This is a genomic window from Hymenobacter sp. ISL-91, assembly GCF_018613725.1.
In the GTDB taxonomy this organism is placed as follows: Bacteria; Bacteroidota; Bacteroidia; order Cytophagales; family Hymenobacteraceae; genus Hymenobacter.
On the sequence record NZ_JAGGPS010000005.1, the window covers coordinates 31,619 to 55,265 of the forward strand.

General features: G+C 60.9%; 21 protein-coding genes. 16 read left to right on the forward strand and 5 right to left on the reverse strand.

Features of this window, described 5'->3' with window-relative positions:
• Positions 1-153 precede the first annotated feature (153 nt).
• Complete coding sequence (locus J7E24_RS02195) at positions 154-1,428, forward strand: zinc dependent phospholipase C family protein (RefSeq protein WP_215134660.1); 1,275 nt, start codon at positions 154-156, stop codon at positions 1,426-1,428.
• Between the two features lie 106 nt (positions 1,429-1,534).
• Positions 1,535-2,281 (forward strand): peptidylprolyl isomerase, encoded by a 747-nt coding sequence (locus J7E24_RS02200; RefSeq protein ID WP_215134662.1) that lies wholly within the window; start codon positions 1,535-1,537, stop codon positions 2,279-2,281.
• A 62-nt stretch (positions 2,282-2,343) separates the two neighbouring features.
• On the opposite strand, the gene J7E24_RS02205 is transcribed toward J7E24_RS02200, so the two are convergent.
• From J7E24_RS02205 to J7E24_RS02215, 3 genes are all read right to left on the reverse strand, one after another.
• Entirely contained in the window at positions 2,344-2,820 is a 477-nt protein-coding gene (locus tag J7E24_RS02205; protein ID WP_215134664.1) for a hypothetical protein, read from the reverse strand.
• A 170-nt stretch (positions 2,821-2,990) separates the two neighbouring features.
• Positions 2,991-3,260, reverse strand: coding sequence for a hypothetical protein (locus J7E24_RS02210; RefSeq protein ID WP_215134666.1), 270 nt, complete (start codon positions 3,258-3,260; stop codon positions 2,991-2,993).
• 48 nt (positions 3,261-3,308) lie between these two features.
• Positions 3,309-5,414: a M13 family metallopeptidase gene (locus J7E24_RS02215; protein WP_215134668.1), complete on the reverse strand. Its 2,106-nt coding sequence runs from the start codon at positions 5,412-5,414 to the stop codon at positions 3,309-3,311.
• A 310-nt stretch (positions 5,415-5,724) separates the two neighbouring features.
• Here J7E24_RS02215 and xseA point away from each other — a divergent pair, with 310 nt between their 5' ends.
• The 8 genes from xseA (at position 5,725) to J7E24_RS02255 (ending at position 11,244) form a co-directional block, all read left to right on the forward strand.
• On the forward strand, positions 5,725-7,245 hold the full coding sequence (gene xseA, locus J7E24_RS02220) for an exodeoxyribonuclease VII large subunit (RefSeq protein WP_215134670.1): 1,521 nt from the start codon (positions 5,725-5,727) through the stop codon (positions 7,243-7,245).
• A gap of 126 nt (positions 7,246-7,371) precedes the next feature.
• Positions 7,372-7,602 carry an exodeoxyribonuclease VII small subunit gene (xseB, locus tag J7E24_RS02225; RefSeq protein WP_215134672.1) on the forward strand — a complete coding sequence of 77 codons (231 nt, stop codon included), beginning with the start codon at positions 7,372-7,374 and terminating at the stop codon, positions 7,600-7,602.
• A 95-nt stretch (positions 7,603-7,697) separates the two neighbouring features.
• Entirely contained in the window at positions 7,698-8,048 is a 351-nt protein-coding gene (locus tag J7E24_RS02230) for a hypothetical protein (RefSeq protein ID WP_215134674.1), read from the forward strand.
• Positions 8,049-8,065: 17 nt separating this feature from the next.
• Positions 8,066-8,740 carry a hypothetical protein gene (locus J7E24_RS02235; RefSeq protein ID WP_215134676.1) on the forward strand — a complete coding sequence of 225 codons (675 nt, stop codon included), beginning with the start codon at positions 8,066-8,068 and terminating at the stop codon, positions 8,738-8,740.
• Between the two features lie 39 nt (positions 8,741-8,779).
• Positions 8,780-9,190, forward strand: a complete 411-nt coding sequence (locus J7E24_RS02240; protein ID WP_215134678.1) for a hypothetical protein — start codon at positions 8,780-8,782, stop codon at positions 9,188-9,190.
• A 9-nt stretch (positions 9,191-9,199) separates the two neighbouring features.
• Positions 9,200-9,985: a hypothetical protein gene (locus J7E24_RS02245; protein WP_215134680.1), complete on the forward strand. Its 786-nt coding sequence runs from the start codon at positions 9,200-9,202 to the stop codon at positions 9,983-9,985.
• Between the two features lie 54 nt (positions 9,986-10,039).
• Positions 10,040-10,852 carry a sensor histidine kinase gene (locus tag J7E24_RS02250; RefSeq protein WP_215134682.1) on the forward strand — a complete coding sequence of 271 codons (813 nt, stop codon included), beginning with the start codon at positions 10,040-10,042 and terminating at the stop codon, positions 10,850-10,852.
• A complete protein-coding gene (locus tag J7E24_RS02255; RefSeq protein WP_215134684.1) occupies positions 10,849-11,244 on the forward strand; it encodes a response regulator transcription factor in 396 nt (131 codons plus the stop codon). Before J7E24_RS02250 ends, J7E24_RS02255 begins: the two co-directional genes overlap by 4 nt.
• 211 nt (positions 11,245-11,455) lie before the next feature.
• On the opposite strand, the gene J7E24_RS02260 is transcribed toward J7E24_RS02255, so the two are convergent.
• Positions 11,456-11,788, reverse strand: coding sequence for an MGMT family protein (locus J7E24_RS02260; RefSeq protein WP_215134686.1), 333 nt, complete (start codon positions 11,786-11,788; stop codon positions 11,456-11,458).
• A 283-nt stretch (positions 11,789-12,071) separates the two neighbouring features.
• Here J7E24_RS02260 and J7E24_RS02265 point away from each other — a divergent pair, with 283 nt between their 5' ends.
• From J7E24_RS02265 to J7E24_RS02280, 4 genes are all read left to right on the forward strand, one after another.
• Complete coding sequence (locus tag J7E24_RS02265) at positions 12,072-13,226, forward strand: efflux RND transporter periplasmic adaptor subunit (protein WP_215134688.1); 1,155 nt, start codon at positions 12,072-12,074, stop codon at positions 13,224-13,226.
• Positions 13,227-13,315: 89 nt separating this feature from the next.
• Positions 13,316-16,393, forward strand: a complete 3,078-nt coding sequence (locus tag J7E24_RS02270) for an efflux RND transporter permease subunit (protein ID WP_215134690.1) — start codon at positions 13,316-13,318, stop codon at positions 16,391-16,393.
• Positions 16,394-16,446: 53 nt separating this feature from the next.
• On the forward strand, positions 16,447-17,898 hold the full coding sequence (locus J7E24_RS02275; protein ID WP_215134692.1) for a TolC family protein: 1,452 nt from the start codon (positions 16,447-16,449) through the stop codon (positions 17,896-17,898).
• Between the two features lie 37 nt (positions 17,899-17,935).
• A complete protein-coding gene (locus J7E24_RS02280) occupies positions 17,936-18,358 on the forward strand; it encodes a hypothetical protein (RefSeq protein WP_215134694.1) in 423 nt (140 codons plus the stop codon).
• Here J7E24_RS02280 and J7E24_RS02285 read toward each other — a convergent pair.
• Complete coding sequence (locus J7E24_RS02285) at positions 18,355-19,680, reverse strand: zinc dependent phospholipase C family protein (protein ID WP_215134696.1); 1,326 nt, start codon at positions 19,678-19,680, stop codon at positions 18,355-18,357. The genes J7E24_RS02280 and J7E24_RS02285 overlap by 4 nt on opposite strands.
• 180 nt (positions 19,681-19,860) lie before the next feature.
• Between J7E24_RS02285 and J7E24_RS02290 the strand changes: the two genes are divergently transcribed.
• Together J7E24_RS02290 and J7E24_RS02295 are read left to right on the forward strand one after the other, a co-directional pair.
• On the forward strand, positions 19,861-20,280 hold the full coding sequence (locus J7E24_RS02290) for a hypothetical protein (RefSeq protein WP_215134698.1): 420 nt from the start codon (positions 19,861-19,863) through the stop codon (positions 20,278-20,280).
• A gap of 152 nt (positions 20,281-20,432) precedes the next feature.
• Positions 20,433-23,603: an efflux RND transporter permease subunit gene (locus tag J7E24_RS02295; RefSeq protein ID WP_215134700.1), complete on the forward strand. Its 3,171-nt coding sequence runs from the start codon at positions 20,433-20,435 to the stop codon at positions 23,601-23,603.
• Positions 23,604-23,647: the final 44 nt, after the last annotated feature.

Genomic DNA, 23,647 nt, shown 5'->3' on the forward strand with positions numbered 1-23,647 from the left:
CAACATACGGGCCAGCCGGAGTGGCATAGCTCCCGACGCCGCAGCTACTAGTACGCCAGCGCAGGCTGGCAGGGCTGAAAATACGGTTTTCTGGCCCTAACTGGCGGCCGAATTGTATCTTCGTTGCCGTCAAGCCTTTGGTCGGAATCTGCTATGAAAAAACTCCTACTTACCCTGCTTATCGTGCTGCTGTGCCCGAGCCTGTCGCCGGCCTGGGGCACGTTTGCGCACCGCACTGTTACGCAACTGGCCGTGTACGCGCTGCCTTCGGCTATGCGCGACTACTACTTCCGCAACATGCCCGCACTGGTAAACGGCAGCGGCAGCACCGACGAAGGCCGGGAGCGGGAACTGGCCGAATCACCCCGGCACTTTATTTCGATGGACCACTACGGCTCCGACCCCTTCGGGACGGTGCCCAAAGAGTGGGAAAAAGCCGCGGCCAAGTACACGGCCGATACGCTGCGCAAGTACGGTACGCTGCCCTGGGCCGTCATCGATACCAAAAACAAGCTCACGGCGGCCTTTCGCAACGCCGATACGACGGCCATTCTTACGCTTTCGTCGGAGTTGAGCCATCTGGTAGCCGATGCCTACGTGCCGCTGCGCACCACCGAAAACTACAACGGGCAGCTTAGCAAGCAGGAAGGGCTGCTGGCACTGTGGGAAAGCAAGCTACCCGAGCGCCACATTGGCAAGTACAAGCTCAAAAACGAGTCGGCTCGCGCCCTGAAAGACCCGCTGGGCGACATCTGGCAGGTGGTGCAGGAGTCGTACGGCTTTCTGGGGGCCACTTTCGATCTGGAGGCTGACATCACCCGCAAGTACACGCCCCAGACCAAGTACGTATTCAGCCACAAGTACGGGCAGACCCGCCGGGCGTACTCGGATGCCTTTGCCGACTCGTACCACGATAAAGTGGGTGGTATGATTGCCTTCCGCCTGAAGCTGGCCCCCACGCTGGTGGCCTCCATGTGGCTGACGGCCTGGAAAGATGCCGGCTCGCCCGACCTGAACAAGCTACTGAAGCGGCCCGTTTCGAAGGACGAACAGGACAAGCTTGACAACCAGCTGAGTGCCTGGAAGGAGAACGTGCTGGTAGACCAGAAAGACCTGCTGGCCCTCGAACCCATGAAGGCAGCCGCCCGCCCCGACCTCATCAATGCTGCCCGCGCCATGCCCACGCTTTCGGCCGATGTAGAAGCCAAGCCTGCCACGCCGGCTGCTGCAGCAACTCCAACCACTGCGCCAGCCAGCAGCCCGGCCGCACCGGCTACCAAAGTCAAAACCAAAGTAAAGCCCGCCGATGGACCGGCCGTGAAGGAGAAAACCAAACCCGCCAAGCCCGCCGCTAAGCCCAAGCCCAAGCCCAAGCCCAAAGCAAAGGCCGACGACGGCTGGGGCTCACCTGCCGGCTCGGGCTGGTAGCCTGCCAGGGTGGCCCGGGCCGGGCAACACCTTTAAGGGTGGCAGCGCTAGTGAGCGGGCCACCCTTTTTTGTGCCCTACGGCTGTTGATTGTTCGTACTACTGCCATGATTCGCTTCCGCTCCCTTCTGTATCCGCTGCTGGCAACGCCGCTATTGCTGGCCGCCTGCAACCAGCGCGCCCCCGAAACAACCGCCACCACGCCCACGCCACCGCCCCAGGCCCCCGGTCCCGACCTCATGGCTCTGGCCGACTCCAACGCGGCCCAACTGCTGCTGGCCTACGGGCGCGAGTACCCCGGCCAGGAAGTGCTGCTCCAGACCCGCCTGGGCAACATGCGCATCCGCCTCTACGACGACACACCTATTCATACGGCCAACTTTCTGCTGCTCAGCCGCAAGGGCGTGTTCGACGAATCGGTATTCAACCGGGTGGTGCAGGGCTTTGCCATTCAGGGGGGCGGCTCGGAGCGGCGTACTATTTCCATGCGCAGCTACCGGCTGCCGCCCGAAATCAGGCCTCAGCACTTCCATAAGCGCGGTGCCCTGGCCATGGCCCGCTACGACGGCGAGATGAACCCCGGCAAGCTCTCCTCCAACAACGACTTCTACATTGTTCAGGGCGAGAAGATGCCGGCAGCCCAGGCGAAGGCCAGCGCCGCCCGCTCACTCACGCCCGCGCAGGCCAACACCTACGAAACCCTCGGCGGCACTCCCGGCCTCGATGGCCAGTACACCGTGTTCGGCGAAGTGGTGGAGGGCCTCGACGTCATCGACAAAATTGCCAATGAGCCCGTGGGCATGGACAAATGGCCGGTGACGGACGTAGGCATCAAGGTGAAAGTGTTGAAGTAAAAAGTGAGAACAAAAACGGTCATTCTGAGCGGAGCATAGTCGAAGAATGACCGTTTTTGTTCTCACTTCTCCCGCCGAATCTGTACTAGGCGGGTATGCTGCACGTCGCCGGCCTGCTCCTGGAGTAGCTCCAAGGCTTCGGCGCGGGTGTAGGTCAGGGCTTTATCAGTGAAGAAGCCTGCGGCACTGACGTCGGCGGCCGGGTCGGAAGACTCCTGGCGGGCGGGCAGCAAATCGACCGTGGTGGGCGTTGCGCGGCTGACGCGGTAGAAAAAATACCGCTCCCCGGTCCCGCCGGCAGGCTGGTAAGCCACCACGTACACATCGTTGAGCTGCGGGCGCTGAATGCGGCGCGCCAGGGTGGTATCGGGTGGGGCGGTTAGCAGACCGGCTGGCGCGGCCGAAGCCGGCGCGGCAGCCGGGATAATGGCTGGGGCGGCAGCGCCGGCCTCGGCCGCGGGAGGGCTAGCAGGCTGCGACTGGCAGGCGGCCGAACCCAGCAGCAGGCCGAGTCCGGTAATACGAAGAATTGCAAGCATAGCCTATGCTACGAAAAAGCGCGCCGAAAAAGGACATAGATTCCGATTTTCAGTCGCAATGCTCCGCGCTTCGGCCCTGCTACCCTTGCCCAAATGAGGCTATAGCTACACAAAAAAGCGGCCCGCACAACTGTGCAGGCCGCTTTCAGCGTGGGCCGAACTCAGGGTATCTAAGCTGCTTTTCGTACTGCTATTTCCCGTCTTATTTCCACAAGATTTTGTTTTTGCGCGTGTGAATTTCTGTAAATCATGGCTATCAGAAACAACGGAATGGCAAGGTAGAGGACCCCGAATCCGTTTTTCACCAGGCCATACACCATCACACCAACTAAAAACCCAATAGCGCCGGCAGAAAGCAGCTGGTTTCTTTTGCTGATTTTCTCCTCTGCCAGTAACTGTTCCAGCGGCAGTGCAGCGTAATTCCTGTCGTTTGGCATCATTTAACTGTTCAGTTTGAAATCATAGCAGTAGCGGCCGGATACAAGGACCTACCAGATTTTGGCGCGGTCGGCCTGCGCCCGCATCATCTTGGCGTTTTCCTTGCAGCCGAACGCCTCATAGAACTCGGGCATGTTCATGAGCGGGCCCACAGTGCGGTATTGCGCCGGCGAGTGCGGGTCGGTCATCACCTGCTGGCGCAGGTACTCGGGGCGGGCGTTAGTGCGCCACACCTGGGCCCAGGCCAGGAAGAAGCGTTGCTCGGGCGTGAAACCGTCGTACTTAGGCACGTTTTTGCCGGCGTTGGCTTTCTGCAGCGCCGAGTAGGCCAGGGCCAGCCCACCGAAGTCGGCCAGGTTTTCGCCCATCGTCAGCTTACCGTTCACAAACACCGAATCAAGCGGCGAGAAGGCCGAATACTGCTTGTCCACCATATCGGCGCGCTGCTGGAACTTGGCAGCATCCTCCTTGGTCCACCAGTCGCGCAGGTTACCGGCGGCGTCATACTGACGGCCCTGGTCATCGAAGCCGTGCGTGATTTCGTGGCCGATGACCGCGCCCATGCCACCGTAGTTCACGGCATCATCGGCATTCGGGTCGAAGAACGGGGGTTGCATGATGCCGGCCGGGAACACGATTTCGTTCATGCTCGGGTTGAAGTAGGCATTCACCGTGGGCGGCGTCATGCCCCACTCCTGCCGGTCAATGGGCTTGCCGAACTTGCTGGTGTTGTCGTTGTAGCTCCACTGGCGGGCGGCCAGCACGTTCTGCAGGTACGACTCGCGCGAGATGTTGAGGGCCGAATAGTCCTTCCACTTATCGGGGTAGCCGATTTTTACGGTGAAGGCGGCCAGCTTCTTCTGGGCCTCCGCCTTGGTGGCCGGGCTCATCCAGTCGAGCTTCTCAATATGCTCGCCCATAGCCGCCCGGATGTTGTTTACCATCACCAGCGCCTTCTGCTTGGTTTCAGGCGTGAAAGCCTTCTCCACGTACACTTGCCCGAAAGCTTCGCCCAGCGCACCGTCGGTCGAACGCAACATGCGCTTCCAGCGGGGCTGCTGTTGCTTGGCGCCGGTCAGTACCTGCGAGAAGCGGAACTGCTCGTCGCCGTAAGCCTTGGGCAGCGCCGACGACAACGACGACACTAGGTGCCAGCGCATGTAGGTTTTGAGGTCGGCCACCGGCGTCTGCTTCATCAGGTTGCTTACTTCCTGCAGAAACTCGGGCTGGCCCACAATTACCTGCTGCGCGGCGCCCAAATTAAGCGTCTTGAGCGTGGCAGGCAGCGCCAGATTCGGGAAGCGCTTGTTGGCCTCGGCCACACTCATTTTGTTGTAGTTGGCGTTGGGGTCGCGCAACGCCACGCGGGTTTTCGAAGCCTTAGCCAGCTTGGTTTCGAGCGCCATTACGGCTACGGCGTTTTTGGCGGCCGTAGTGGGGTTGTCGCCCAACAGCTTAAAGGTGTTGGTCAGGTAGGTGGTGTAGGCTGCCCGGATACCCTTGGAGCGGGCGTCATCCTTGAGGTAATAGTCGCGGTCGGGCAGGCTCAGGCCGCCCTGATACAGGTTCACGGCGTACTCGTCGCTCTTCTTATCGTCTTGGCCCACATAGCCACCGAAGAAAATGCCGGTCTGCAGGCGCATCTGCTGGGGCAGTGCCGCCTGCACGTCTTTCAGCGTCTTGATTTTGCTGATGCGGTCCAGCTCGGGCTGCAGGTATTTCAGGCCGGCCGCGTCGATGGCAGCCGAGTCCATGGCCGAGGCGTAGAAGTCGCCTACTTTCTGGGCGTTGGAACCCTTGGCGGCCGACGTGTTGGCAGCCGACTCGTCCAGAATCTGCCGCATCACGGCGTTGTTCTTGTCGGCCAGCTCGTTGAAAGAGCCCCAGCGCACTTCGGAAGCCGGGATGGGGTTGTTTTTCAGCCAGCTGCCCGACGCGTACTCGAAGAAGTCGTCGCAGGGGTCGACCGAGGTGTTGATGTTGGCTACGTTCAGGCCAGTGCCTTTGGGAGCGGGGGCAGCCGTTGGGGGCGTTTCGGTAGTGGGCGCGGCGGTGGTAGTGGTAGTAGAAGCCACCGGCTGGGTGCTGGCGCAGCCACCCAGGGCTAGGCCGGCGGTGGCCAGGGCCGCCAAAGACAAAGGATTATTTTTTCGCATAAAACAGGAAGAAAGGAAGTATTGTCAGGAGTAAATCTACTAAAAAGCCCGGAGTTGCTGATTGAGGGAGGTAAGGGGCAATAGTTAGAAGTGAGAAGTGAGTACAGAGAGGTGAGAAAAGGAACGTCATTCTGAGCGAAGGCGCAGCCGAAGTCGAAGTCGAAGAATCTCTACCGCTTCGTTGCAATGGTAGCTCAACGAAGCGGTAGAGATTCTTCGACTTCGGCTGCGCCTTCGCTCAGAATGACGTGCTACCTTCCCCACACCTCCCCTCCCAGACTCTCTGCCAACGCTCCGTAACTTGCGCCTGATGCCGCTCTACAACCGTCGGCCCGATCCGGGCCTTTCTTCTGCCGCCAATACCGGCCCCGCGCTGCCGCCCGCCGCTTTGCCCCTGGCCGAGCTGCTGGCCCGGGTGCGCCAGACGCTGAGCGAGCGGTTTGCCGACTCCTACTGGGTGGTGGCCGAAATTTCGGACCTCACGCTGCCCCGTACCGTGGGCGCGCACTGCTACCTCACCCTCACCGACCAGCACACCACCGCCCGCGGGGCCACGCTCAAGGCCCAGGCCCGCGCTACCATCTGGAGCCAGCGCTACCAGCAGCTGGCGGCCACCTTCGAGCAGCAAACTGGCCTGGAGCTGCGGCCGGGCCTTAAAATCATGCTGCGGGTACAGGTGAAGTTCCACGAGCAATTCGGTTTGAGCCTCGATGTGCTGGCCCTCGACCCCACCTACACCGTGGGCGACCTGGCCCGGCTGCGGCTCGAAACGCTGCGCAAGCTCGAAGCCGAGGGCCTGCTGGAGCGGCAGAAGCGGCTGACGCTGCCCATCGGGGTGCAGCGGGTGGCGGTGGTATCGTCGGCGACGGCGGCAGGCTGGCAGGATTTCGTGCAGCAGCTCCAGGAGGCGCCCTACGATTTCGCCCTGACGCTGTTTCCGGCTACCATGCAGGGCGAGGGCGCGCCGGCCAGCATCCGCGCCGCCCTCGATGCCATCCGCACCCGGCGGGGGCAGTTCGAGGCGGTGGTTATCATCCGGGGCGGGGGCTCGAAGGCCGATTTGCTGGCTTTCGATGATTTCGGGCTGGCGGCGGCCGTGGGCGCGTTTCCGCTGCCCGTGCTCACCGGCATCGGCCACGAGCGCGACGAAGCTGTTATTGACTTGGCCGCTCACATGGCCCTGAAAACACCCACTGCCGTGGCCGCCTACCTCATCGAGCGGCTGTCCCGGCTAGAGGCGGCGCTCGAAGGCTACGGCGGCCGCATTCGCGAGCTGGCTCAGCAGCAGGTGCGCTACGCCGCCGAGCAGCTTAACCGCCGGCTCCGGCAGGCCCGGCGGGCAGTACAGGGCCAGCTCCAGGAGCACCGCGAGGCGTTGCACCAGCGCATTCGGGCGGCGGCAACTGCGCCCCGGGCCCAGCTGCGCCAGCAGGAGCAGCAACTCGGGCGGCGGCGGCACCAGCTGCACCGGGCCGCCCGCGAAGCTTTAGACCATCACGAGCAGCAGCTGCGGCTGCGCGGCCGGGCGCTGGCCCTGCGCTTCCGTCGCCTGCACCGCCGCCGCCGCGAGCAGCTGCTACGCCGGCGCTATAAGCTGCAGCTGGCTGCGCTGCGCCTCTTGCACCAGCAGCAGTTAAAGCTGGCCGAGCTGCGGCCCGCGCCTGTAGCAACCCGCCCTGCTCCGCCCGAGCCGGGCACCGTGCGCCTGCTCACGCCCAAGGGCCGCCCGGTTACGGGCGCGCTACGGCCGGGCCAGGAGCTGCTGCTGCGCCTGCCCGACGCCTCGGTGGTACCGGCCCGCGTGGGGGGGCAACTGCCACTGCTGCTATAGAACGGCCATAGTTTGTGGCTCGTCGTTGAACTGTGTTGCCTAATCAGCATCAGCAACGACCCGACGCAAAAGTTTACCTCGCTAAGCTGCTCAACTACCCTCACTATTTCCGCTTTTCCTTTAGTCATGCCCCCCAAGTCAACCGAACCCACCTACCGCCAGGCCATCGAGGAACTCGAAACCATTCTGCGGGCCCTCGAAACCGATGCCGTGGACGTGGACGACCTCACGAGCCGGGTGCAGCGCTCGGCCGAGCTTATCCGCCTCTGCAAGCTCAAGCTGCGCTCCGCCGAACAGGCCATCGACCAGGTTTTCGAGAATCTGGAAGACGAGGACGACACCGACGACTTCGCCTAACTATACACCAGAAGAGTCGAAACTGAGCAGCTTACCAAGTCATACCGTTTCGCCTATATTTGGTACTCCTATGCCCCTACCCGCTTAGTGCACCCATGACGAACAACGACCTGCAGCAGGCCAGCGCCTGGACTCGCAACTACCGCAACCAGAACCCAACCGGAACCAAAGCCCACTGCCTGACTGCCGAAACCCTGCAAAGTATTCTCAGCCAGCAGAACTGCGTGGGCGTGCGCGCCTATTATGGTCTGGACGACGCCGGTCAGCCCCAGTTGGTGCTGGTCGGCTACGATGCTGACGATCAGTATATCCTGGCCGGGCCAGCGGAAGCTACTCGGGGAGCGGTAATGCAAGAGTCTTATCCGAATGCTGAAGGCTTCCAGGTAGCGACTGACTTGCCAGTATGTCCGCCCTGCTGTAGCGTAGCCAATCCGCTCAACAGCTAACGCTTCGCAACAGCCAGATGGAATCGTGGGTTATTGCTCTTTGTAAGGCTGTCGACTGGCTGGTATACGGAGGGATGCTTGTACCCTTCCTGATTGCCCACCAACGCCGAAAAAACCTTACTGGCGGGCTCCGGACGCTACGTTTTGTACCTTTATTCCTGCTGGGCATGTATGGCTTGATGCACCTTGCCATTGCGATATGGCAGTATAGCATCCCCATAAATCACCTCAATACTATTGGTGAAACGCTGCTTTACCTCAAAGTGTACTACGATGAGTTTAAAAGCAATTCCACCAAGCTTTCCATCCGCATTATCACGATATTTTTTATAATTTTTGCCGTAATAGATTCCTTCTTCCTAGAGGGATTTAGTCAAATTAACTCCTACACCAACCTAGTGGAAAGCATCATAATTATATTTCTTGGACTCTTGTTTTTTGAGCGCGCCTTAATTCGCACGCACCGCGCCCAACTTTTAAGAACGCCGATGTTTGTAGTAACTATCGGTATTATAATTTATCTTTCCGGAACCATCATCCTTTATCTGATTACCAATAATCCCTATTTAAGTACCAGCGAATACAACAGCCGCTTGCTTTATTTAATCGGCTCCTGCTTTTTGGGTATAATGGCGCTGCTATTCTGCCGGGCGTTCTTGCTGGTACATCCTGATAGAGTTGATGCTACTTAATCAGGCTCTCCGTTTTCTTATACAGCCTTTTTACATCTCATGAAAAACAACGACCCTATTCCCGGCTTCAACCCCGATGCTGGCGCCCCCATTCCGGTAGCCGAGGCAGCCGCCTGGGCGGCCAACTACCGCAACGAGGCGCTTACCGAAGCGGAGGTAGCCGGCCGTAAGCGCATCAACGCCTATTACTTCGGCAACAAGCTGCTCGCTGAGATTCAAAGCCAGCAGAGCTGCGTGGGCCTGCGGTTTTATATGGGTCTGAAGAAGTCGAAAGACGAAAAGGGCAACAGCGGCGAATCGCAGCTGCTGGTAGTGGGGGTTGATAGGGACGGGCGCGATATTGTACCCCGCCTAGGAGCGGAGGGGGTAACTATGTACGATGATGGTATTGTGGGCGACGAATCGGGCAAGTGTCCGCCCAACTGCGACGTGCTCAGTCCGCTAGCTTAACCAAAACCCATGACCTGGCTGAGTAGCGTTGTCCCGTTGCTACGAATGGGAGAAAATATCAGCGTAATACTACTTGGCATAGTATGGGCTCGCAAGATAAAATTCAGCCCTACTTTTCAGCCATTCGTGTATTACTTGGCGGGCGATGCTTTCTTGTATATACTGGGCGCTTTTGCCAGGAAAGTACTACACAATAATATTTTTATCTTCCATTTATCAACCTTTAGCGATGTTGTTTGGCTAAGCATTGTATTCATTCATTTGGCTTCTAATAAGGCGAAGCCCTGGCTGCGAGGCAGCCTGCTAGTGTTTGTGGCCGTTGCCTTTGCCAGTGCTTTTTGGCTGGACGGCTTATTGCTGAATATAAACATAACCAGCCGGTTTTTTGGCAACATATTTCTGTGCTTTATGGCTTTGCGCCAATTAGCCCAGATGTTTCGTAATAATTATTTTATTCATCCATTTAAAACACCTGAATTCGTCTTCAGCATAGCCATCCTGATTTATTACTCGTGCTCGTTGCTGGTAATTGTTGGGCAGGATTTATTGCGCTACGAATGGTTTCGGAACCTGAATCCGGCACTGACCGAAGCCGAGCTTGGCCGTTTCGTGCGGCTACCCTATCCCCTCCTGCGTGCCATCCAGTTCGGTTTGCTGCTGCACCTCATCACGCTGTTTCCGATGGGCGTAACGCCGCACCATGCGCTGCCGCGGTGGCTGCGGTTCCGCATCGGGTGGCGGCCGCCTACCAAAAACTGGCGCTACCGGGTACTGCCGCCGCATCTGGTCGGCTAAATCGGTATCTTGCCCCGCTTACCCGGCTGGCCGGGTTGCTGGCTGCCCCTTCCCATGCCCGACGCGCTGCTTCCGCTTGTTCTCGTCACTCCTATTCTGCTGCTGCTGGCACTGGGCGTAGTGGGCTTCGTGGTGCGCTACCAGCGCCGCCTGATTCAGCAGCAGCAACAGATGCAGGAGCTGCACGAAACCGGCCAGCAGCAGGCGCTGGAGGCTGCTTTGCTGGCCCAGGAGGAGGAGCGCCGCCGCATTGCCGGCGACCTGCACGACGGCGTAGGCACCACGCTGGCCATCGTCAAGCTGCACCTCAACACGCTCAACCAACCCGCCCTCACCCACGAGGCCACGCTGCTGCTCGACCAGGCCATTAGTGAGGTACGGCGTATTTCGCGCAACCTGCTGCCGGCGGCCTTGCAGAAATTCGGACTGCCTTTCGCCCTCGAAGCGCTGGCCCGCACCATTCCGGCCGATGGCCCCACCCGCGTCAGTATCGAGCAGACCGGCACGCCCCGCCGCCTGGAGGCCCGCTACGAGCTGATTGTGTACCGCATTGTGCAGGAGCTAATGGGCAACGGCCTGCGCCACGCCCACGCCAGCAACATCCAGATGCTGGTCGATTTCGGCAATGAGGAGCTCACGCTGCGCTACATCGACGACGGCATCGGCTTCGACCCCACCCAGTCGGACCAGCAGCCGTTGCCTAGCACCCGCACCGGCCTGGGCCTCACTAACCTGCGCAGCCGTGTAGGCGTGCTCCGCGGCACTTTGCAACATCAGTCCTCACCTGGTCAGGGCACTACAGTGAAGATTTCACTGCCCCTGCCGTACTTTGCTTCCACCTCGCCCTCCAATTCCCCGCTGGTATGAGTCCTCTTTCTATCCGCCTAGCTGTCGTCGACGACCATATTCTGTTTCGCAAGGGTCTGCGGGCCCTTATCAGTGGTTTTGCCGGCATGGAGGTACTATTTGAAGCCGGCGACGGCCAGGAGCTACTCGAACGGCTCGACCAGGGGGTAATTCCGGATGTTATCCTGATGGACCTGCAGATGCCGGTGCTCGACGGGCTCCAGACGGTGCGGCTGCTACGCACCCAATATCCGCAGGTGCGCTCCATCATCATCTCCATGCACGACGAGCCCGAGCTGATTGACTCGCTCCGGTCCGAAGGTGCCCACGGATACCTGCTCAAAAACGCCAGTCCCGAAGAAGTGCTGGGTGCCATTCGCCAGGTAATGACTACCGTGCCGCTTGGTGCCTAGGGATTAGGGAGGTCGGTGTAGGGGCGGGGCTTGGCCCCGCCCGCCGTTCGCGCCATTGAACGATTCCCGTTGAAACGGTGCGCACGGCGGGCGGGGACAAGCCCCGCCCCTACACCGACCTCCGTAACAACCATTTCCTACGCGAAACCGAGGTCGAACTAAGACAGGTACGCAGCACCTTCACCCTCCACACGGCCATTTGCTACCCGGCTCACACCAGTTCTGCGGTCGGGTCCCAGAACAGCCGTTTGAAGTTCTGCACCTCATCATCGACAACAGTGAGACCTTCGGCCTCCAGCGCCTCCTGCATGGCGGTGGGCGTGGCAAAATGCTGTCGGCCCGTGAGTTGGCCGTTGCGGTTGATGACGCGGTGGGCCGGCACGTACTCGTTGGCCGTGTGGGCGGCCATCATGGCCCAGCCCACCATGCGGGCCCCACGCCGGGCGCCCAGGTAGTGAGCAATGGCTCCGTAGGTGGTTACCCGCCCAGCCGGCACCAGCCGCACTACTTCGTGCACTTCCTGAAAGAAATTACGCTGCTCCATATAACGTGAGGTGCTAAGCGGCAAGGTGCTGAGCCGCTGAAATGATTAGGTAGTATTTTAAGGCTGGCAACTACTATCAGTGCAAATAGCGCAATTCGGGGAAACAGAGCGGGTTGCCGGCCAGCCAGGTTACCGGCCGCGCAACCTGGGGGGCAAATTGGTGTCTTACCCCCATTATCTATCCTGGTGCCGGCAGTTTTAAACCTGCGACCGGGGCCGCGCGTTGTGGTACTTGCGACGGGCAGCCCAGGTAAGGGAGCACCGGTAAGCGCAGCTGCTGTTCATGCAAACTCAGGAATATTTAGAAGAAGAGCCCCAGGTAGCCCCGGCCCGTACCAGCGGAGCCGGCCGCCGGATACTGTGGCTGTTGCTGGCTCTGGCCGTAGTAGCCGGGCTGGTTTTTGCCAAGATGAAGTACTTCCCGGCCCCCGAGGCCAAAGGGGGTAAAGGAGCGGGCGGTAAGGGAAAAGCAGCCGCTGGTGGCCCCGCCAAGGCCGGCCCTGGCTTGCCGGTGGAAGTATACGTGGTAAAGGCAACCAACCTCGCCGATGCGGTAGCGGCCACCGGCTCGGTACTGGCCGAGGAAGCCGTTGTCATTAAAAGCGAAGTGGCCGGTAAGATAACCAACCTCAACCTGCGCGAGGGCCAGCCGGTACGCAAAGGCCAGGTGCTGGTCAGCATCAACTCGGCCGATATTCAGGCCGCGCTACGTAAGCAGCAGTACAACATCAAGCTTTACCAGGATCAGGAGAAGCGTCAGCGCACCCTGCTCGACAAGGAGTACATCAGTGCCCAGGAGTACGAACAGGCCAACAACCAGCTGCTCACGGCCCGCGCCGAGCTGGGGGCTTTGCAGGCTACGCTGGCCAGATCTACCATCCGGGCTCCGTTTGATGGGGTGCTGGGCCTGACTACGGCCACCGTGGGCACCTACGTGAGCCCCGGCACCGAAATTACCACGCTTTCCAAAGTGAAGCCGGTGAAAGTGGAGTTTGCCGTGCCCGGCCGCTTTGCCCGGCAGGTAGCCGTGGGTGAGGCCGTCACCATCACCGACGAGAGCTCCAGCCAGAAATACAAGGCCAAAGTGTACGCCCTCGATCCGCAGATTGACCCCGTGAGCCGCACCCAAACCGTGCGCGCCCGCTACGCCAATACCAACAACGAACTGCGCCCTGGTGCTTTCGTGAAGGTAAACCTGGAGCTGGGCCAGACAGAAGGCGCTTTGCAGGTACCCACCGAAGCCGTGGTGCCTGAGGCCGCCGGCTACAGCGTGTATCTGGTGAAAAACGGCAAGATGGAACCCCGCAAAATCAACATCGGCCTGCGCTCCAACCAGCTTATCCAGGTAACCGACGGTCTGGCCGTGGGCGACACGGTAATCCGGACCGGCATTTTGCAGGTGAAGCCCGGCGACGCCGTTCAGATTACTAATAAATAGCTTTCCTGTAACGGAACGCAGAGAATTTTGCGGAGGTCAGCAGAGAACGACTACCCTGAAACCCTGCGAAACCCTGCGTTAAATAAGCCATGAGTTTATCATCTACGAGTATAAATCGGCCGGTTCTCGCCTTGGTGATGAGCCTGGTGATTGTCATTTTTGGCGTCATCGGGTTTCGTTACCTGAGCGTGCGCGAGTACCCGAGCGTCGATCCGCCCATTATCAGCGTGTCGGCTTCGTACACCGGGGCCTCAGCCGACGTGATTCAGGCCCAGGTGACAGAAGTGCTCGAAGCGGCCATCAACGGCGTGCCGGGTATCAAGAACCTGACCTCTAACTCGCGCGACGGCCGGGCCAGCATCCGGGTGGAATTCGACCTCGATGCCGACCTGGAAACGGCCGCCAACGACGTGCGCGACAAGGTTTCGGGCGTGCAGGGCCGCCTGCCGCGCGACATGGACCCGCCCACTGTGAGCAAGGCCAACGCCGACTCGCAGCCCGTAGTGCTCAGCTACCTGACTTCCAAAGAGCGCAACCTGCTGGAGCTCACCGACTACGCTATCAATACGCTGCGCGAGCGGCTCCAGACCATTCCGGGCGTATCGGAAATTCGGGTGTATGGCGAGCGGCGCTACTCCATGCGCCTGTGGCTCGACCCGGTGAAACTCTCGGCCCTGGGCGTGAGCCCCGTGGACGTGCAGCAGGCCCTGGCCCGCGAAAACGTGGAGCTGCCCAGCGGCTCGGTGCAGGGTCAGGCCACCCAGCTTACGCTGCGCACCATGGGCCGCCTCACCAGCGAGGAGGAGTTCAACAACCTGGTAATCCGGCGCGATGAAGGCTCGCTCGTGCGCATGTCGGACATCGGCTACGCCGAGCTGTACGCCGAAAACGACCAGACGCTGTTCCGGGTGAACGGGGTGCCGGGCGTGGCGCTGGCCGTTATTCCGCAGCCCGGCTCGAACCAGATTGATATTGCCGACGAGTTCAACAAGCGCGTGGCCCAGTTCGGCAAAGACCTGCCCGCCGACCTCAAAATCGAGCCCGCCATCGACTATTCGGTGTTCATCCGCCAGTCGATTGACGAGGTAAAGCAGACGCTGATTGAGGCATTCATCCTGGTGGTGGTCGTCATCTTCCTGTTCCTGCGCGACTGGCGCTCCACGCTCATTCCCATCGTGGCCATTCCGGTGTCGCTGATTGGTATTTTCTTCGTGATGTACCTGCTCGACTTCTCCATCAATGTGCTTACGCTGCTGGGCGTGGTGCTGGCCATTGGTTTGGTGGTCGATGACGCCATTGTGGTGCTGGAAAACATCTACACCCGCATCGAGGCCGGCGAATCGCCCCGGGAGGCCTCCATTAAGGGTTCCGAGGAGATTCTGCTGGCCGTCGTGAGCACCACGGTGGTGCTGGCGGCGGTGTTCCTGCCCGTGGTATTCCTGACGGGCATTACCGGGCGCCTGTTCCGCGAGTTTGGCATTGTGGTAGCGGGCTCGGTGCTGATTTCGGCCTTCGTTTCGCTCACGCTCACCCCTATGATGTGCTCGCGGCTGCTCAAGCGCGAGGAAACCCACAACTGGTTCTACCGCAAAACCGAGCCCTTCTTCCAGCGCGTTGTAAATGGCTACCGCGACAGTTTACAGACGTTTTTGCGCAACCGCTGGCTGGCCTGGCTGGTGGTAGTCGGCACGGGCCTGGGCACCTGGTACTTTATGGGCATCATCCCATCGGAGCTGGCCCCGGTGGAAGACCGCAGCCGTGTGAACGTGAATGCCACCGGCCCCGAAGGCGCCTCCTATGAGTTCATGGACAAGTACATCACCCAGCTCAACCAGCTGACCGTTGATTCGGCGGGGGCTGATCTGGGCAGCGTATTTACCGTAACCTCACCGGGCTGGTCGGGCGGGGCCAACTCGGGCTTTGCGCGGGTGCTGCTGAAGGAGCCCGAAGACCGTACCCGAACCCAGGGCGAGGTAGCCGATGCTATTTCGGCGGGTGTGAAAAGCCTCACGGCCGCCCGCACTTCTGTCAGCCAGGACCAGAGCATCGGTTCGGGCGGCGGCGGGGGCTTGCCGGTGCAGTTCGTTATTCAGACCCAGGACTTCGAGAAGCTGCGCACGGCCGTGCCCAAGTTTCTGGAAGCCGCCCGCCTCGACCCCACCTTTCAGTTCGTGGATGTGGACCTGAAATTCAACAAGCCCGAATTGCGCATAAATATCGACCGCGACAAGGCCCAGAGTCTGGGCGTGTCGGTGCAGGATATTTCGCAGACGCTGCAGGCCAGCCTGAGCGGGCAGCGCTACGGCTACTTTATCAAGAATGGCAAGCAGTACCAGATTATCGGGCAGGTGGCGCGCGAAGACCGCAGCCAGCCGCTCGATGTGCGGCTGCTAAGCGTGAAGAGCCGCACCGGCGAGCTGGTGCAGCTGGATAACGTGATTAAGATGGAGGAAAGCAGCACGCCGCCCCAACTGTTCCGCTTCAACCGCTATAACGCGGCTACCTTCTCGGCAGCCCTGGCCCCCGGCCAGACGCTGGGCGACGGCATTGCTGCCATGCGCGCCATTGCCGACAAAACCCTCGACGACACCTACTCGACCGAGCTGGCCGGCGCCTCCCGCGACTTCGAAGAAAGCTCCTCGTCGCTGCTGTTTGCCTTTGGCCTGGCGCTGGTGCTGATTTACCTGGTGCTGGCCGCGCAGTTCGAGAGCTTCCGCGACCCGGTTATCATCATGATAACTGTGCCGCTGGCCCTGAGCGGAGCATTGCTGAGCTTGTGGTATTTCAACCAAACCCTGAACCTGTTCTCGCAGATTGGCATCATCATGCTCATCGGGCTGGTGACGAAAAACGGTATTCTCATCGTGGAGTTTGCCAACCAGAAAGTAGAGCAGGGCATGGATTATATGAGCGGGCTGGTGGAAGGCGCTACGGCCCGTTTCCGCCCCATTCTGATGACTAGTCTGTGCGCCATTCTGGGTATTCTGCCCATTGCCATGGCTACCGGCGCGGGCGCCCTGAGCCGCCGGGCCATGGGTATCGGCGTGGTGGGCGGCCTGTTTTTCGCTACGGTGCTTACGCTGTACGTAGTGCCGGTGATGTACTCGTATTTCGCCACGGCCAAAAAGCACAAGCATGCCCCCGAGCCCGAAAAAGTAGTAGCGTAACGCTGTCTGTCTGCTTCGGTTCTTCGCCCGGCTTTCTATCTATTTTTCCTCGAATGTCCTCCCGTTCCCTGTTCCTGCCGCTGCTTTTGCTGACTACCGGACTGCCTGCCCTGGCCCAACAGCCGGTGCTGCCCTCGCGCCGCGAAACCACCGAGAAGCCTCAGAGCAAGCCCCAGACCGAGAAGCCCGAAACCGTAGCCCCGGCACCGCCCCTCACGCTGGCCGAGGCTATCCGCTTGGGCGTGGAAAGCAACTACGCCATCCGGGTTTCCAAGCAAGATGTGCGCATTGCCGAAAACAATGTAACCCGTGGCAATGCCGGTCAGCTGCCGGTGGTGAACGGCAACTTCGTGCGCAACTTCAACCGCAACGATATCCGGCAGAAGTTCGGCACCTTCGATGCGGCGGGTAACCCCACTCCGGCCCGGGTAGTAAACGGGGGCACCAACAACCAGCTCAACGCTAACGTGGCTGCCACCTGGACCATTTTCGACGGCCTGGGCATGTTTATCGCTTATGAGCGGCTGCAGGCGCTGGAAGAGGGCCAGCAGCAGTTGACGCGGGCCACTATTGAGGAAACCGTGGCCGCCATTTCCGACGCCTACTTCGTGGTGGTGCGCGAATCGGGTAAAATCAACTCGTTTGAAGAAGCCCTCAAAATCGGTCAGGCCCGCATCGACCTGACCCAGGCGCGGGTGGACGTAGGCGTGAGTGCCAAGGTGGAAGTACTGACGGCCCGCGTGGACTACAACGCCGACCGCTCGGCCCTGATTCAGCAGCAGGAGGCCCTGAAAACCGCTAAAATTAATCTGAACGAGCTACTCGGCCGCGCCCCGGGCCTCGATTTCCAGCCGCAGGACTCGATTGTGGTGTCCCGCGACCTGGAGCGCGACGCCGTGCTGGCCGCCATTCGCCAGAACAATCCCCGTCTCCGGCAGGCCCTTATCAATACGACCATCACCACCTATGACCGGCGGCTGGTACGCGCTTCCCGATTTCCGCAAGTGGGCCTCACGACCGGCTACGGGCTGAACCGGAACATCAACAACGCCGCCTTTGCCGGCACGCTACTGACTACCAGCACCAACCGTAATATAGGCCTCAACTACGGCGTGGTGGCTTCGGTGCCCATCTTCGACGGCTTCAACAAAAACCGCCAGGAGCAGAACGCCCGCATTACCGAGGAGCAAACCCAACTGCAACTCGACCAGCTCCAGCTCCAGCTCGATGCTGATGCGGAGCAGGCCTATGCCCAGTACCAGAACCGGCTGGCGCTGCTGGAGCTGGAGGAGTCCAACATTCTGCTGGCCCGCGAAAACGTGGCCATTGCCCTGGAGCGCTACCGCCTGGGGCTGCTTACGCCGCTGGTGCTACGCGAAGCCCAGCGCACCCAGCTACAGGCTGAAACCCGCCTGCTCGATATTCGCTACCAGGCCAAACAGGCCGAAATCATTCTGCGCCGCCTCAGCAGTGGGCTGGTACAGACGAGCGAAGCTCAACCGTAGCTACTTCTTCTTATCAAGATACAATACCTTTGTTGTCATGCTTTCTTCTATTCCCGGTACTGACGACTACCTCCACTTAACTTACGATTCTGGTTCGGCTATGCTGGTAGTGCGCTGGCGGCGCAATGTATCGTTTGCCGAAATTCAGGAAGGCATGCGGGCGGCCCGCGAGATGAGCTACAGCCACGAGGCAGCGCGCTGGCTGATAGATACACGCCACCGCTCCCAACTGGATGCTGCCATTTCGGGTTGGGTTGCAACCACCCTTTTGCCCGCCGTAGCCGCCGAACTAGCGCCGGCCACGCTGCGTGTAGCCTATCTTTTTGCGCCCGAGCACATGGTCGTACTGCAGCAAAGCCCCGCCATGCGCGCCGCCACCGTTACGGCGCAAACACATCCGGCCTACACCCTGCAGCTATTACAGGATGAAGCAGAGGCGATAAGCTGGATGGCAGGCTAGGGCCGGGTTTCCTGTATCGGCGTAGCGGCCCGCAGCAGCTGGAGGGCTTCGCTGATTTTTGCGCGTACTTTCTCCGCTTCCATCTTCCGCTTCTCCGCATCTTTTTCTCTGTCCTCTCCCTTATCGTTGTTTGTGGCGGGCAGGCTGGGGTCTTTATAGAAAGCCAGCAGGTTCTGCTTGTGGGCGGCCGTCAGATGCTCAAATTTCTGGTCGGCCAGCTTTTGCAGCCACTCGCCGTAGGTCACGTCAGTTAAGGAATAGGCACCCGGCTTGGCTGGGCGGCCGGTATCGAAGTCGGTGTTGGCCAGCATGGGCGGGGCAGCCACCGTGTCGCGGGGCTGCTTTTCGAGCAACCCGCAGTAGTGCTTCATCACCTGTCGAAAACTGGCCTTGAACAGACTCTGGGCCTCGGGCGTGGGTAGCTTAAAGGCAAACGGTTTTAGCGGCCCGATTTTGGGCAGCACCCGCACGAAGTACGACAGTATCCGGGCGCCAAGACCGGGGTGTTCGTACTCGGTGCCGTACGTTTTTTCGTATTCTTGCTGGCTGTCCTTGTACACGTATTCGCGGCGGCGGGCCTGCGGAATCTCCTTGCGAATCTCGTTTTTCTTCGACTGCCAAGCCGCCCGGCTGGCAATCGGGATGAGGCTGCGCACGGCAAAGCGGAACGAGCCGATGGCCAGGTCGACGTTTACAATCACTTGGCCCAGCTCCAGCCCGTAAGTTTTCAGAAAAGCCCGCTCCAGCACTTCCTTCCCTACCTTAAACCCAATGTAGCGCTGGTAATCGGCCGAGCGGTAGCGGCCCGAGGCCATCTGCACCACATCGAAGGCAAATTCGAGCTGGGTGTGCTGAATGGGCGCTTCTTCGTAGGTAATAGCGTCACCGAATTTGGCCTTGAGCTCGGGGTACACGCTGGCCATGGCTTTGTTGGTGCCGGCCGGGTGGCCGTTTATGTCGGCGGCGTAGTGGGCCAGCGCCCCCAGGGCAAAGGCGTACTCGTTGCGGTTGCGGGCCTCGCTTAGCAGGTTGCGCACAAAGTCGCCGCTGCGCACGTAGTGCGTGAGGTTGGTAAACAGCTCCGAGCCGAAGGGGTAGTAACCCATGTCCTGCAGAATGGAACCACCGTACGCGTACGCCTTGGCCCCCAGCAATTCCTCTTCGGTGGCGCCGGGGTAGTGGCTCTGCAGCAGCGGCAGTATGCACGGCTTCCAGGTCGAGTCGACATTGGCCTGGTGGGTAAGCACGGAATAGGCCGCAGTTGGCCCCGAAACCACCAACCCGGCCAGCAGCAGCGCCGCGCAGAAGTACCATTTCATCATAAAGTACAGGCACCGGTGCCGGGCAGTTTGCGCAGCGAATGGCTGCCTGCCTTACGCGGCAGTTATGGTTGAGGTTGTGCGCCATTTTCGGGTGCCTCTTGGATTGATAATCATTCCAAATTTCAGCCGGCAGCCCTTTTTCGCAAACAACCCTACTTCCGGCGCGTTACCTTTGCTGTGATGAAGACGGTTGTTGCTCGGCTATTGGGATTTGTGATGCTACTCGGTAGCCTCCTGCCCCAGCACGACCTCTCGGAGCTGGCCAAGCTGCCCGAACTGGCCGAGCACTACCGCTACCACCGCACGCTGGCCAGCGGCGACTTGTCGGTGGGAGCCTTCCTGGCCCTGCACTATGGCCCCCAGAGTGCCCGCCACCACCAAAACCCGGTTTCGCACCGCGACGCCCAGGACCACGAGAAGCTACCCCTGGAGCAGCAGCACCACAACTGCCTGCTGGTAAGCTTTGTGCTACCCGTAGCAGCCCGCGTAGGGGTACCGGTTTCGCCCCTGGCCTGGCCCGCTGCCACGTACCGGCCCGCCCCCGGCTCGCTTTACGCCTTCAGCGTGAGCCGCCCCCTGCTGGAACCGCCCCGAGCGTAAGAACTGCCGCGCCCTTTTTTTAGCTGTTAGCCAGTAGCTGATAGCGGTTAGCTTTCCGTTCGACGGATACTAACCGGCTATTTGCTCTTGGATGAATGCTCCGTTGCACGCGAGCTAACAGCTAATAGCTCAAAGCTAACCGCTCGAAACAAATGATATCTGCCATTATCCGGGCCAGCGTGCGACATAAGCTGCTGGTGGTGGTGCTACTCGCGGGCCTGGTGGCCTGGGGTAGCTACTCCGCCGTCAACCTGCCCCTCGACGCCATTCCCGACGTTACCAACAACCAGGTCCAGGTCATCACCCAAAGCCCCGCGCTGGCCGCCCAGGAGGTCGAGCAGCTGCTCACCATTCCGCTGGAGCTGAGCCTACGTACCATTCCGGGCGTTACGGGCGTGCGCTCGATTTCGCGCTTCGGCCTCTCGGCCATCACCGTAGAGTTCGATGACGATGTTCCCACGCTCGAAACCCGCCAGCTGGTAGCCGAGAAACTACGCTCGGCCGAAAGCGACCTGGGCGCGGGCCTGGGCCGCCCCGAAATGGCCCCCATCACCACCGGCCTGGGCGAAATATTCCAGTACACACTGGGCGTGAAGCCAGGCTACGAAAAGCAGTTTTCGCTGGCCAAGCTGCGCGAGGTGCAGGACTGGGTGGTGAAGCGCCAACTGGCCGGCGTGCCCGGCGTGGTCGATGTGAGCAGCTTCGGCGGTTTCGTGCGCCAATACGAAGTCAGCATCAACCCCGAGCGGCTGAGCGCGCTGGGCGTGAGCTTGGCTGAGCTGTACGGGGCGCTGGAGGCCGGCAACGGCAACACGGGCGGCTCGTATTTGGAGCGCGGCCGCAACGCCTACTTTATCCGGGGCGAAGGCCGGGCCGGCTCGCTGCAGGACGTGGGCAGCATGGTAATCAAGCAAACCGGGGCCGGGCTGCCGCTGCTGGTGCGCGATGTGGCCGACGTGCGCTTCGGCCACGCCGTGCGCTACGGAGCCCTCACGCGCAACGGCGAAGGCGAAACCGTGGGCGGTATTGTGCTCATGCTGAAAGGCGCCTCCTCTGAAAGCACTATTGCCGGCGTGAAGGCGCGGGTGGCCGAAATCGACCAGCAGCTGCCCGAGGGCCTGTTCATCCGCCCCTTCCTCGACCGCACTAAGCTGGTGGACACTGCTATTACAACCGTGGCCAAAAACCTGCTCGAAGGCGGCGTAATTGTGCTACTGGTACTGCTACTGCTGCTGGGCAACTGGCGCGCCGGGCTGGTGGTGGCCTCCATGATTCCGCTGTGCATGCTGTTTGCGCTGGGCATGATGCGCGTGTTCGGCGTGTCGGCCAACCTGATGAGTCTGGGCGCGCTCGACTTCGGCCTCATCGTCGATGGAGCCATCATCATCGTGGAAGCCATAATTTTCCACCTCGTGCATTTCCGGGCACGGGCCGCCCGGGAGAGCATGGACGAGGTGGCCGAGGCCGCTGCTAGCCGCATGATGCGCTCGGCGCTGTTCGGCCAGCTCATCATCCTCATCGTGTACCTGCCCATTCTGGCCCTCACTGGCATCGAGGGCAAGATGTTCCGGCCGATGGCCCTGACCGTGAGCTTTGCCATTGTGGGGGCCATGCTGCTGTGCCTTACCTACGTGCCCGCCGTGTCGGCCTGGGCCTTGCGCAAGGACATCAAGGAAGAAGGCACGGTGGCGCACCGGATAATGAAGTTTCTGCACCGCGGCTATGCGCCGCTATTGGCCGGGGCGCTGCGCTGGCGCGGAGCCGTAGTGGCCGGGGCGCTGCTGCTGCTGGCCTTGGCCGGGTTGGTATTCAGCCGGCTCGGGGGCGAGTTTATCCCGCAGCTCGATGAGGGCGACTTCGCCGTGAACATCACCATTGCCCCCGGTTCGTCGCTGGCCCAAAGCGTGGCTACTACCACCGAAGTCCAGAAAATTCTGCTGGCCAACTTTCCGGAAGTGGAGCAGGTGGTGGGCAAAATCGGCACTTCGGAAATCCCCACCGACCCCATGAGCCTGGAGGATTCCGACCAGATTGTGGTACTCAAGCCTCAGGGCGAGTGGACTTCGGCCGGTACCCGCGAGGAGCTGGCCAACAAGATGGCCGAGGCCCTGGCCGGGCTGCCGGGCGTGAGCATGGAGTTTCAGCAGCCCATCCAGATGCGCTTCAACGAGCTGATTTCGGGCGTGAAGTCGGATATCAGCATCAAGATTTACGGCGACGACCTGGGCCTGCTGTTTGAGAAAGCCACCCAGGCCGCCGGCCTCATTGGGGGCCTGCCCGGCGTGGGCGACCTGAAAGTGGAGCAGATTGCCGCCCTGCCCCAGCTGCGCGTCACCTACAACCGCGCTAAGCTGGCCCAATACGGGCTGCGGGTTGATGACCTGAACACGCTGCTGCGCACTTCCTTCGCCGGCGACGTGGCCGGCCAGGTGTACGAGGGCGAGCGGCGCTTCGATCTGGTAGTGCGCCTCGACACGCTACACCGCCGCGGCATCCAGGATTTGCGCAGCCTGTACGTGGATTTGCCCGGCGGCCAGAAACTACCGCTTGACGAAGTAGCCGCTGTGGAGTTCCGCAACGCCCCCACCCAGGTCTCGCGCGACGACGGCCGCCGCCGCATCAACATCGGCGTGAACGTGCGCAACCGCGACGTGGAGAGCCTGGTGCAGGATATTGAGGCCAGGCTGAACGCCGGCCTGAAGCTGCCGCCGGGTTACTCCGTTGAGTATGGCGGGCAGTTCGAGAACCTGCAGCAGGCCAAGTCGCGCCTGGCCCTGGCGGTGCCCGTGGCGCTGGCCCTTATTTTCCTGCTACTCTACCTTTCCTTCGGCTCACTCAAACAGGCCGGCCTTATTTTCACTGGCATTCCGCTGGCCGCCATTGGGGGCGTGCTGGCGCTGTGGCTGCGCGACATGCCGTTCAGCATCTCGGCCGGCGTGGGCTTTATTGCCCTGTTTGGCGTGGCCGTGCTCAACGGCATTGTGCTGGTGGCCAGCCTCAACGAGCTGGCCCTGGCCGGCGTAACGGGCGTGCGCGAACGGGTGCTCCGGGCCACCGAAGAGCGGTTCCGGCCGGTGCTGCTCACGGCGGCCGTAGCCTCGCTGGGCTTCCTGCCCATGGCCCTCAGCACTTCGGGCGGCGCAGAGGTACAGAAGCCGCTGGCCACCGTGGTTATCGGCGGTTTGCTCACGGCTACGCTGCTCACGCTGCTGGTGCTGCCAGTGCTCTATACCTTCTTCACCAAAGACGGCGAACCCAGCCCCGGCAACGCCACGCCCGAAGCCATAGCCCAAGCCCGCGAAAACCACGGTGTAGGCATCTGAACGATGTAGGGGCGGGGCTTGTCCCCGCCCGCCACATGCACCGC